Source organism: Planktothrix prolifica NIVA-CYA 540, assembly GCF_963864145.1.
Lineage (GTDB): Bacteria > Cyanobacteriota > Cyanobacteriia > Cyanobacteriales > Microcoleaceae > Planktothrix > Planktothrix agardhii.
Genome location: NZ_CAWLTW010000001.1, coordinates 2,820,331 through 2,832,794 on the forward strand (window position 1 = coordinate 2,820,331; position 12,464 = coordinate 2,832,794).

Sequence of the window (12,464 nt, forward strand, 5' to 3'; positions counted from 1 at the left end):
TAACCCATAATTGTTAACCGCTAACTTGATGAAAGCTACTCGACCAACCAGGGTTTCATAGTTGATTCCCAATTGGCTAATTCAGCATCGGTAAACCAAAGGCTAATTTCCCGTTGTGCGGTTTCAATGGCATCGGAACCATGGATAATATTACGGCCAATACTGACCGCAAAATCACCCCGAATTGTACCCGGTTCGGCGGTTAAGGGGTTGGTTGCTCCAATAATTCTACGAGCAGAAGCCACAACGCCATCTCCTTCCCAGACCATAGCCACTAAGGGGCCAGAGGTAATAAAAGACACTAAATCCTTGAAAAAGGGTCTTTCTTTGTGGATATCATAGTGGCGTTCGGCTAACTCCTGACTGGCAATGATTAACTTCAAGCCAACGAGGGTAAAACCTTTGGCTTCAAAGCGCCCAATAATTTCCCCTACGAGTCCGCGCTGTACGCCATCGGGTTTAATTGCAATAAATGTCCGTTCCAAGGAAATCTCCTTAACTGTCATTCAAGTTCACAATTTAGATTATCGTATCCTTGGTGACAGATGGCTGGTCAATATTTACTTAACCCGTTAAACTGTCTGATGGTTGCTCAATGGCAAGGATAGAAAAAGATGGATGTCAATGCACTCGCCCCTAAACCCCAGACACCAGAGGTTGTAACGGAGTCCCCCCAGGTCACAGTGAAAAAGACCTGGACAGTTGAAGATAGCGAAAAACTCTATCGCATTCAGGGATGGGGTGATCCTTATTTTTCGATTAATGCTGCGGGTAATATTACGGTGTCCCCGAAAGCGAACCGAGGGGGATCTTTAGATTTATTAAAATTAGTTGAATCTCTAAAAAGTCGCAATATTGAATTGCCTTTATTAATTCGTTTTCCTGATATTCTTGAAGACCGAATTGAACGATTAAATGCTTGTTTTGCAAAGGCGATCGCCCGTTATAGTTATACAGGGGTTTATCGGGGGGTTTATCCAGTTAAATGTAATCAAGAACGGCATTTACTTGAAGATTTAGTCCGGTTTGGTCAACCCTATAATTTTGGCTTAGAAGCGGGATCAAAGCCTGAGTTATTAATTGCTTTAGCCCTATTAAAAAATTCCAATTCCCTATTAATTTGTAATGGCTATAAAGACCAAGAATATATTGATACTGCCATTTTAGCTCAACGCTTGGGACAGACGGCGATTATTGTTTTAGAACAAATTGAAGAAGTGAATTTAGTCATCGCTGCAAGTCAACAATTAGGCATTCGTCCGATTGTGGGAGTACGGGCTAAATTGAGTACCAGGGGAATGGGACGTTGGGGCGGTTCAACGGGCGATCGGGCTAAATTTGGCTTAACTATTCCTGAAATTATGGACGTAGTTGAAAAGCTGAAAAAAGCAGAAATGTTAGACAGTTTACAACTGTTACATTTTCATATTGGTTCTCAAATTTCTTCGATTAGTGTGATTAAAGATGCCCTGCAAGAAGCTAGTCAAATTTATGTAGAATTGGCAAAATTAGGGGCAAACATGAAGTATTTGGATGTGGGGGGCGGTTTAGGTGTCGATTATGACGGGTCTAAAACCAATTTCCACGCCTCTAAAAACTACAATATGCAGAATTATGCTAATGATGTTGTTGCCGAGGTTAAGGAGGCCTGTGAGGAGCGAAAATTACCAGTTCCCACATTAATTAGTGAAAGTGGACGGGCGATCGCTTCCCATCAATCGGTGTTAGTATTTGATGTGTTAGGGAGTAGTGATATTCCCATAGATGAACCCCCGGTGATCACTGAAAAAGATCATCTAATTTTAAGGAATTTGGATAACACTTATCAATCTATTAATGAAGATAACTACCAAGAAGCCTATCACGATGCTACCCAATTTAAAGGGGAAGCAATTAGTTTATTTGGATTTGGTTATTTAAGTTTAAGCGATCGCGCTAAAGCTGAAAAAATCCATTGGGCTTGTTGTCGGAAAATCTTAGAAATTGTTAGAAATTCCGATTATATTCCCGATGAATTAGAAGACTTAGAAAAGATTATGGCTTCAATTTATTATGTCAATCTTTCTGTGTTCAAATCCGCCCCGGATACCTGGGCAATTGATCAATTATTCCCGATAATGCCGATTCATAGATTAGATGAAGAACCCACAAAACGGGCAACTTTAGCGGATTTAACCTGTGATAGTGATGGCAAAATTGATCAATTTATTGATTTACGAGATGTGAAATATGTTTTAGAATTACATTCTTTAGAACAGAGTGAAGATTTATCTCAAAATCCCAATCAAAAACAACCCTATTATTTGGGAATGTTTTTAGCGGGTGCTTATCAAGAAATTATGGGAAATCTGCATAATTTATTTGGGGATACGAATGTAGTTCATATTAAACTTACTCCTCAAGGATATCAAATTGAAGCGGTGATTAAAGGAGATACAATGCAGGAAGTTTTGGGTTATGTTCAGTATGATACGGAGGATTTAATTGAAAGTATTCGTCGCCAAACCGAACAAGCATTAGAACAGAATCAGATTAGTTTAGAAGAAGCTCAACTGCTATTACAAAACTATGAACGCAGTTTGCGACGTTATACCTACCTCCATTAACCCCGTAGGGTGCGTGCGGTTCGCTTACGCACCAAACCAATATTAAATAGAATTATAACCGCTAAAGATGATCCCCCCTAACCCCATTAAAAATGGGAAATTAGGAGGGATAATTTAGGCATTTAATATAACCTCTTTTCCCGCAAGACAAGTTATAATTATTCAATAAAACTATTACGAGAATAATAATTCGACTAAAAATTATCCTACTTTGCGTTTGTTCATATCTGCCAGAAATAGCTGTTGATATTTCAAGAATTTGTCATGCCATTCTTTAAAACGGCGATCGCCATCACGGACTAACATTTGACGATATTCTTCCGAAGGGATATAACGCTTTTTAGTTGCCATAGTGCTGATCCATTAAATTATTTTTAGACTCTATTTATATGGTAAAATAGTAATATAATCTCGCCCTATTTATCTCAGTCTTGAGGATGATTTTTCGGCTTAGAAACCCAGAAACCCGGTTTCTGACTTTCTGGAGTTGATTAATATTCCGCAACCCAACTTTCAACCGCTTCTAATAAATTCTCCTGCGACGCCATAAAAGAACGTTGCGGGGGTGGTAAGGGTAGGGGGTCGGGAGTTATCCAACCGAGGTGTAAGACGTCGGTGAGATAGTCGCAACAGTCGATGACTTCGGGGGTGGGTGTCCCATCTGCGAGTAACAAAATGAACAGTTGGGGGGTTTGGAGTTGCTGTTTTAGGTGGATAATTTTGGTTTCTAGGTTAGCGGGGGTCTGCACTTCGGGGGGAGTTTCATCGGGTAAGAGTTTTTGATAAAGACGGTTACAAAATGCTTGAATAAATTCGTTTTTGGTGTTGAGGGTTAGTAGTTTGTTGATGTTGATGCAGTGGAGGGGAAGGTGAGGAAGTTGGCTACAAATATCGGTGATTTGTTGTTCTAATTGTCGCACTGTTGGGGTATTGCCAACGGGGGTATTATCGGCAACTTCAGGATGGGGGGTGAGGGTGTTGTGATGCCATGCTTGATAAAATTTGGGATAAGGTAGATTTTGGGCGCATTGCCAGAGGAGTTTATAGCAGTGTTTATATAGATTAAAATTATTCTCGTAAACTTCATGAGTTAGGTTATGTTTGAGGGCAAAAAATACATTTGCATATTGTTTTTCTGTTTCGATGATTTCCCCTAAACTATCGGCAACCCACCAGCGAGTATCTTCATTCTCAGTAGTTTCTAAAACCCGAATTAGCTCCCGTATTGCTAACTCATTTCCCACGGCAATTTTCCCTAAACTATCGGCAACCCTCCTGCGAGTATATTCATTCTCAGTAGTTTCTAAAACCCGAATTAACTCCCGTATTGCTAACTTATTTCCAACGTCAATTTTCCCTAAACTCTCGGCAACCGTCCTGCGAGTATCTTCATTCTCAGTAGTTTCTAAAACCCGAATTAACTCCCGTATTGCTAACTTATTTCCAACGTCAATTTTCCCTAAACTCTCGGCAACCGTCCAGCGAGTATCTTCAGACTCAGTAGTTTCTAAAACTTGAATTAAATTAGCGATCGCTTTTTCTCTTATTGTCTCTGGTAATATTGTTCTTGCACCTTCCTCAATTGGATCAAGAAAAGTTATCCATTCTTGCTTCTTAATATCAAAATAACCATAACCCCATTTAACAATCTGTTCTACAATTTCATCCGATAAATTGCATTCTTTAAACTCATTAATTCCCACAGAGGCTAAAAAATAGGCACGATACCCATAAAAATTACTATCTCCACATCCATCATCAAAACTAACTAACTTCTCAAGAAACGCCTCTTTCTCCCCTTCATCCAAATCATCACGCCCCAACCATAATAAAATCACCTGTTTCCATTGGGGTTGAAAAATACGATACTCTTTCCCCTCCACCGGACAATTAACATGATTTTGAGGTAAAAAATAATCCCAATCGTTAATCGCTAAAGCGGCAAAATATTCCTGAAACGTGGGATGGAAAAAGGCATAAACCGCTTGGTCTGAATCCTTTTCCTCAACGGATGCTAACCCCACCCGATTTAACCACCCTAATTTTAACGCCCAATAAAATAGAGTATTTTCCCGTTGCGGTTTTCCTAAATACTGTTCAACAAATTTTTCCTCTAAACGAAACCGAAATTGTTCACGGTTGATTGCATTTTTCGCTAATTCTCCTAACTGTTGATGGAGACATTCTTGCACCTCTAATGGAATTTGAAACGGTTTCTGTTCATCCTTCCATTGATAATGACTATTAACCAACCGTTGATAAAGTCCCGCTTGGGTTTCCGGTAATTTTTGCCCCCGTTTCCAAGTCCGACATAATAACGCTAACCGCAGGGGATTTTTAATTAAATCATTAATCCGGTTTTGGTTAGATTCATTTAACTGTTTTAATAATTCCTGACTCTGGGTTTTATCCTTAAACCATTGTTCAATAAAATCCTGAATTTGTTGGGAATTAAAATCTAAATTGCGATAAACATCAAAATCCCTTAAAGCGTTTTTCTCCCCCTCCCAAACATTCAACCGACAGGTTAACACCACCCGTAACCCCTGTGTCCATCCTTCCGCTAATTGTTGATTAATTGTTACCAAAGGTGACGTTATCCCCATTTCATCAACGGCGTCGAGGAGTAAGTAAACCTGTTGGGAAAATGGCACAATTTCTGAACCCGCGCAGGCGGGTTTTGTCTGTGTAGACGCGGTTTCAACCGCCGAATAATCCGCCGAATAATCCACCGAAGAAGTATCCGGCGAATGAAATTCGCGACTACACAAACGATGTCCGCCTTCGCGGACAAATGTGGTTTTAACCGCCGAAGAATTTTGTTTTTTTGTAATCAACATCTCAAACGCCGACACCCATTCCGGCGAAACCCCCGTTAAACTTCCCGTCGCATCGCGTAACCAATTTTGAGTTAAATAATCTCGTATCGGTTTATCAACATCCGCCAACCGAATTAAAATCGGATAACCTAAATTTTCCTGTAAAATCCATCGAGCAATTTGATATAATAACGTTGTTTTTCCCGCCCCAGGTTCCCCAATAATTGCCAAACGTTTACCTTTAGTTTTACTATTTCCCTGTCGTAAAACCTCCTCAAAAAATTGATTCGGTTCGTTATAGGTTTTCGTTATTTCCGTTTCTGCTAATTGATAAAATTGTGACCCATCCTCTGGGTTAACTTCCTGTTTTTGTCGTTTTTCCTGTTCCCGTTTCGGTTCCACTAACCCCAAAGGAACATAAAAATTAATCCCCGTTAACGGGTTATTCTTGAAAAAGTGTTTTTCGTAGGTGTCGAGGCGAGATTCACAAATTTTATCCCAGTTAATATCAGGAATTGAGGATACTGTTGTTTGGGGTTGAGATGGAGATTGTTGTTGTTTTTGATATTGGCGATACTCTTGTTTGAGGTGACTATGGAGAATATCAAACTTACCTTTTTTGTCAGTTTTCAATGTAGAACAACGCTTCTCAAAGGCAATATAAACCTTACCTAGTTTTCGTTGCAGAGTTACTGAACTAATCCCTAGTTTAGTAGCAATTTGTGTATCTGATGTTTGTTTTTTTAAATGTTCTTCAGCAAACCGAGTTAAAAACGCCGTGCGTTCATCAGCATTAACTAAACCCTGTTCATCTGCAACAATTTCCAGAAAGGCATCCCAAGACGGCATATCAAAAGATGATTCAATTTCAATGATTATATCAATGATTATTGAAAAAGGCAATCCTATCTTTAAAATTATTCAAAAATCACAAGGTAGGGGCGAGGCGCGCCTCGCCCCTACAGGGGGACAACTTGATGATTAACAATATTATTCTAACAATTTAGAATCAGGCAACTGTTCTAATTCTTCAGCAATTAAAGTTTGTAAATCTTCACCACAATGGGTTTGTAGATGAATCATTGCTGCCAATAATTCGGCTAAATTATCTCCCTTTTCACTATTGTTTAATTGGTTTCCTGTTTTAATTTTATCTAAAAGCTGAATAACTGTTTGACATTCTTCACCCAACTCCGTCAACAAGGTTTTTAAGGTTGAACTTTTTATAAAAGATGTGCGATCGCTAATTTGCATTATAACCTCCTAAGTCGTTTTAGTGCTTGTTGAACCCCTTTCTCAAAAGCGCGGATTTCTGTTTGCCAATGTTTAATCAATCCCTGATCAGGATAATCCTTTTCTAACTCCTTTTTAATTTTATCCTCATGTTCAGTAATTCTCCTTTGCAAACTACGAATTGCTTTTTTATGGTTTTGATTCCCCATTGTTGAATTGATTGTTTTGACTATTGTAACACAGATCAATCATCTAACCGAGTACACCTAAAAAATGGCGAATTGAGGGGGCATTTTAAAAGTTGATAGCATTTAATAGCATTTGATTAAAAGCGGGGGGTTCTTGATCAGAAATAAGCCTTTTAATCGGTTTATTCAACAATTTATTAACTCGCAGGAGTCAATATGAAAAGTCAAAATTTAACCGCTACTTCATTTATTCTGCAAGCCTTTTGTATTGATGCAATCGGCGTTGCTTCGCTCTTGTCTGGCATTTCTCTAGCACTGGTAATTCTGCTCATGATTGCCCAAGGGACGTATTTAATTATTGATGCTCATCGCTCTTTTTCTCAAAAATAACAGCATTTCTTACCCCTGAATAAAAAGCTCCCCTCTTTTTTAAGGGGAGTTAGGGGGAATTATCTGAATAGGAGTTAATATTATGTCATGTCCTCAAGTCGGTTGCAAACTCAGAAAAACGTCCGAAAACCAAGCCGTTTGTTTAAAAAATGGTTGTGTATTTAGGTTAGAAAAAAAGCAAAGTGTTGATAATGGAGAGTGGATTTTATGGTTTTTAGTAATCGGGTTGTTTGTGTTTATTTTTGTGGTGGTTAGGGGATAATTAGGGGAAATTGATAATATATCCCTCTTCTGTCACTCTTCGGTTTTTCCTATGATTAGTAACCCACATTCCGCAGATATTTAAGCAAATCTAATTGAAGATAAAACTTTGACCCATATCTGCGGAATGTGGGTAGTAAAGCCTCGGAAGTTCACCGAAAAATTGGAATGGGTTCCTATTTTTTAGAATTAGTGGAAAATTTGACCCCTATCTGCGGAATGTGGGTTTGAATATTTGGCATTGATGCAAACTTTTAACTGTTCGGCTAACACTTGAACATGGGGTTCCGCCATAATTGTGATATGATTACCTAACACATAATGAATATCCACTGCTTCCGAAGAAAACTCACTCCAGCCGAGGGATAAATCCTCGGAACACTCAGCAACTAACTCACGATTGGGATCATCGGGTAAATCTTCGTTAGCGCGTAGAATTGTAATTTTGCCGGGATAAATTTGTTGAGGGAGATAATCAACTAGACATAAACAGCTAGTTTTATAGGCTTGTACAATATTTTCAAGTTGTGTAGTTTTCGCATTAGGAGGAAGCATATTCGCCATTTTAAAAAAGTTTAAAACGTATTTTAATTGTTCCTCTACGGTCAACGATTGAAGGGTTTCATAGGAAATATCTACAGTTTTATCTAAATAAATTTCTATACCTTTGCTCACTTCCGCTAACCATCTCGCATGATCCCAATTAATATAATCAAGCAACATTTGCTTATCTTTATAAGTTGGGGCTGAGGAATCAATTATGGCTAGTAATGCCACTTTTTGACCCTGCTTAACTAACTGTTGAGCCATTTCAAAAACCACATTTCCCCCATAGGAATGTCCCCCTAAAAAGTAAGGGCCTTGGGGCTGTAAGTCTTGCATGGCTTGAATATAAATACTAGCGATCGCCTCAATCTGAGTGATTGCTCCAAACTGTTGATAGAGATCATTTTCAAAACTATAAAAAGGCTGATCTTTTCCTAAATAACGTCCTAGATGGTAAAAATAAAAGGGTCGTCCTCCCGCCCCTGGAACACAGAAGAAAGGTGGCTTGGAACCATTGGCTTGAATGGGGACTAAACAAGACTCACTAGAGTTATCTGAATCGGTTTGGATAATGGTTGCTAACTGTTCAATAGTTGGGTTTTGAAACAGTTCTGTTAAGGCAATTTCTTTACCAAACTGTTCCTTAATTTGGGTTGTTAAATAGGGAGCCAAAAGGGAGTGACCACCCAGGTCAAAAAAGTTATCCCGAACGCCAATTTTGTCAATTTTTAAAACTTTTGACCAGATTTGTACTAGGCTTAATTCTAGCTGACTACGCGCCTCAATGAATCTGTCTGAATCACTGGTGTTACTAGGAGCCTTTAACGCACGGCGATCAATTTTTCCGTTAGCTGTTAAGGGCAAAAATTCCAGCATCACAAAAGCACTCGGAACCATGTAGCCAGGCAATTTATGGGTCAGGAACTGACGGAAATCTTCGCTTGTCATTGTCACCCCTAGCTTTGGCACAATGTAGGCAACTAACCGCTTCTCTCCTGGATTGTCTTCACGAACAATCACACAAGCCGACTGTACATCTTCATTTTGACCGATTACAGCCTCAATTTCCCCCAATTCAATACGGAATCCCCGAATTTTTACCTGATTGTCAATCCGCCCGATATATTCAATATTACCATCAGGCAAATAACGAGCTAAATCTCCCGTTTTATATAAGCGATCGCCTTTTGACTGTTCATTATTATTTAAATAAATAAATTTTTCTTGGGTTAATTCTGGGCGATTGAGATAACCCCGCGCTAATCCTGCACCACCAATATGTAATTCTCCTACTACACCAATGGGAACGGGTTGCAGGTTTTTATCTAACAAATAGATTTGGGTATTGGCGATCGCCTTACCAATGGGAATAGTTGTCGCTGTAGCGGGTAAGTCCTCCACTAAATACCAAGAAGAAAACGTCGTATTTTCCGTTGGCCCATAGACATGAAGCAACCGTTGCGGCGCACCTTTCGACCGTACCTCTTGTACCCATTTTGGCTCAACTGCTTCGCCCCCAAACAGTAAGCATCGTAAGCCACTAAAAGCTTGCGGAACTAAATTGGCTAACTGATTGAATAGGGCTGTCGTTAAAAATAAGACACTAATCTGGTTTTCCTTTAAACTTAGGGCAAACTCTTGGGGTGAGAGCAAAACTGATTTAGGGAGAATAATAATCTTAGCTCCGTTAAGCAAAGCTCCCCAAATTTCAAAAGTAGCTGCATCAAAAGCAATATTAGACGCTTGAATAACGCAATCATCAGTAGTGAACTGGATGTAATTGGTATTTAATACCAGGCGATTAACTGCTTGATGAGTTACGATGACCCCCTTGGGAGTTCCCGTAGAACCAGAAGTATAAATCACATAAGCCAAATTATCCGCAGAAACCGCGCTATTAAAATTCTCTTGATTTGCTTGATTAATTTGTTCCCAATCTTTGTCTAAACAGACGACAATCGCCTCCTGATTTGGAAGAGAAGCAAGCAAAGATTCCTGAGTTAACAGTATTTTAACCTGGGTGTCTTGGAGCATAAAGCTAATGCGTTCCTTGGGATAATCTGGGTCAATGGGAACATAAGCACCTCCTGCTTTTAATATCCCCAACAATCCCACAATCATTTCTAAAGAACGTTCTATACAAATCGCCACTAGCTCGTCAGTTTCTATTCCTAAAGATTTTAGGTAATGGGCCAATTGATTAGCACGACTATTTAATTCTGAATAGGTTAATTGTTGACCTTCAAAAACTACTGCTACAGAGTCGGGGTTGTGTTTTACCTGTTCTTCAAATAATTGATGAATACATTGATCCTGGGGATAATCTGTTTGAGTTTCGTTCCACGATACCAACAGTTGATGACGTTCTGCATCACTCAACATCGGTAATTCAAAAATTCCCAGGCTGGGATTAGCGGCGATCGCGGTTAAGAGATTTTGAAAATGTTGCCCCATTTGGGTAATAGTGCCAGCAGCAAATAAATCCGTGCTATAGCACCAAACCGCCTCTAAACTATCAGAAACTTCCCAAAAATTGACTTCTAAATCAAATCGAGCTTTAGTATCAATCGGTAAAGGCAAATTCTCGATTTTTAAGCCTGACAAACTGCCCTCCGATTGGGGAGTATTTTGCAGAGAAAACATCACCTGTACCAAAGGATTACGGCTTAAATCACGGTCTAATTGTAACCTTTCTACTAACATTTCAAAGGGCAAATCTTGATGAGCATAGGCTGATAGGGTCGTTTGCTTTACTCTTTCTAATAACGCCAGAAAACTGGGATTTCCTGATAGATCGCCCCTTAAAGCCAAAGTATTAGCAAAAAAGCCCATCAATTTCTCGATCGCGGAACTATTCCGATTAGCGATCGGAGAACCCACCAACACATCTAATTGACCACTATAACGAGAAATTAGAACAAAAAAAGCCGCCAGTAAAGTCATAAATAGGGTTGTCCCTGACTCTTGGCTCAACTGTTTGAGACGTTGCGTTAAATCTCGATCCAGTCGAAAAACCGCCCCATCACCTCGGAAACTAGGAATGGGGGGACGGGGATAATCCGTCGGCAGTTCTAAGATAGTCGGCGCATCTGTCAACTGTTCTCGCCAGTAATTAAGTTGACGCTCCAAGACTTCACCTGTGAGCCATTGACGTTGCCATACAGCAAAATCGGCGTACTGGATCGATAATTCAGCGAGAGGGGAAGGCAAATCCTGGACAAAGGCCGCATAAAGTTGAGATAATTCACCGAAAAAGATGCTCAAAGACCAACCATCGTAAATAATATGGTGCATCTTCAACAGCAATACATACTCCTGGGAACTGAGTTTAAACAGGGTAAATTGTGCCAAAGGTTCCCCCGCTAGATCGAAGGGTTTTAACGAGAGGGCGATCGCAATTTCCCGCAGACGTTCTGTTTGTTTTTCTATTGATAAATTCTGTAAATCTTGAAGGGGTAAACTGACGGGGGAAGGGGGAGCAATACGCTGAATGGGTTGCCCTTCTACCATCGGAAAAGTGGTTCTTAAAACTTCGTGACGGCGAATCAGTTCACTGAGACTTTGTTCTAAAGCAAACAGATTGAGAGTTCCTTCTAACCGTAGAGCTTCCAACAAATTATAGGAATGACTATCGGGGGAAAGTTGATGTAGAAACCAGAGTCGCTGTTGAGCAAAAGAGAGGGGTAAATCCTGAACCCGTGACACAGGAATAATCTCCAACTCAACAGTATTAGTCGGGATTTGTGCTACTTTTAAAAAGTCCAGAATTTCAGTTTTTTGAGCCGCGATCGCCGCTTTAATTTCCGTCGTCATGGCCCCCTTGGGAGCTTGATAACGGAGTTTTTCTTCTTCAAGCCACAGTTTAATATCTAAACTCTTCAAATAAGATAAAAATTCTACTACTTTCACTTACCAATTGCCTCCCCAAGTTGTTGTTTAATTAGGTCTAAATCGCAGAATTTACTTTTAGGAAAACAAATGAACGCTATATTGCGGGTCTAAAAAAGTAGCTTCGCCGAGTTTTAATTTTACTATGTTCAAAAGAATAAACATCAGCAAACATCTCATTAAGTTGGGAGCCATTTTTATGTAAACCAATAAACTGTCCCCAGCATGAACCATACTTCTCAGCGACAACAATCTTTTCAATGTGATGTTTACCAGAGGAAATAACTCTATCATACTGATAAAAATGTAGGAGTTTATCAATACCAATCAAATCCTGATAGCCTGGACGTTGATAGATAATATCTTGGTCAAAATACTTGACTAATAACTCAAAATCAGAAGAATCAATAGCATCAAATAAACTAACGATTAATTCTTCCTGGTCTGTGATATTTTTAGAATTAATAGACTGATACTTGATTAATACCTCCGTTGCGTTCATTTACCAATTGCCTCCCAAAGTTGTTGTTTGA

At 39.5% G+C, this 12,464-nt stretch carries 10 protein-coding genes; 3 read left to right on the forward strand and 7 right to left on the reverse strand.

What is annotated here, in order from left to right:
• Nucleotides 1–35: 35 nt before the first annotated feature.
• Complete coding sequence (ndk, locus tag AC559H_RS12820; protein WP_026785835.1) at nt 36–485, reverse strand: nucleoside-diphosphate kinase; 450 nt, start codon at nt 483–485, stop codon at nt 36–38.
• Between the two features lie 129 nt (nt 486–614).
• Here ndk and speA point away from each other — a divergent pair, with 129 nt between their 5' ends.
• Nucleotides 615–2,606, forward strand: a complete 1,992-nt coding sequence (gene speA / locus AC559H_RS12825; protein ID WP_026798522.1) for a biosynthetic arginine decarboxylase — start codon at nt 615–617, stop codon at nt 2,604–2,606.
• Between the two features lie 201 nt (nt 2,607–2,807).
• Here the strand turns inward: speA and AC559H_RS12830 are convergent, their stop codons facing one another.
• From AC559H_RS12830 to AC559H_RS12845, 4 genes are all read right to left on the reverse strand, one after another.
• On the reverse strand, nt 2,808–2,957 hold the full coding sequence (locus AC559H_RS12830) for a hypothetical protein (protein WP_162832337.1): 150 nt from the start codon (nt 2,955–2,957) through the stop codon (nt 2,808–2,810).
• Nucleotides 2,958–3,097: 140 nt separating this feature from the next.
• On the reverse strand, nt 3,098–6,274 hold the full coding sequence (locus AC559H_RS12835; RefSeq protein ID WP_052349599.1) for an NACHT C-terminal alpha/beta 1 domain-containing protein: 3,177 nt from the start codon (nt 6,272–6,274) through the stop codon (nt 3,098–3,100).
• A gap of 141 nt (nt 6,275–6,415) precedes the next feature.
• Complete coding sequence (locus AC559H_RS12840) at nt 6,416–6,679, reverse strand: hypothetical protein (RefSeq protein WP_026795622.1); 264 nt, start codon at nt 6,677–6,679, stop codon at nt 6,416–6,418.
• Complete coding sequence (locus AC559H_RS12845) at nt 6,679–6,867, reverse strand: hypothetical protein (RefSeq protein WP_026795621.1); 189 nt, start codon at nt 6,865–6,867, stop codon at nt 6,679–6,681. Before AC559H_RS12845 ends, AC559H_RS12840 begins: the two co-directional genes overlap by 1 nt.
• Before the next feature lie 195 nt (nt 6,868–7,062).
• Between AC559H_RS12845 and AC559H_RS12850 the strand changes: the two genes are divergently transcribed.
• Nucleotides 7,063–7,236, forward strand: coding sequence for a hypothetical protein (locus AC559H_RS12850; RefSeq protein WP_155806175.1), 174 nt, complete (start codon nt 7,063–7,065; stop codon nt 7,234–7,236).
• Between the two features lie 82 nt (nt 7,237–7,318).
• Entirely contained in the window at nt 7,319–7,498 is a 180-nt protein-coding gene (locus tag AC559H_RS12855) for a hypothetical protein (protein WP_026795620.1), read from the forward strand.
• Between the two features lie 188 nt (nt 7,499–7,686).
• Here the strand turns inward: AC559H_RS12855 and AC559H_RS12860 are convergent, their stop codons facing one another.
• Nucleotides 7,687–11,952: a non-ribosomal peptide synthetase gene (locus tag AC559H_RS12860; RefSeq protein WP_051319735.1), complete on the reverse strand. Its 4,266-nt coding sequence runs from the start codon at nt 11,950–11,952 to the stop codon at nt 7,687–7,689.
• A 76-nt stretch (nt 11,953–12,028) separates the two neighbouring features.
• Nucleotides 12,029–12,433: a nuclear transport factor 2 family protein gene (locus tag AC559H_RS12865; protein ID WP_026795619.1), complete on the reverse strand. Its 405-nt coding sequence runs from the start codon at nt 12,431–12,433 to the stop codon at nt 12,029–12,031.
• Nucleotides 12,434–12,464 lie beyond the last annotated feature (31 nt).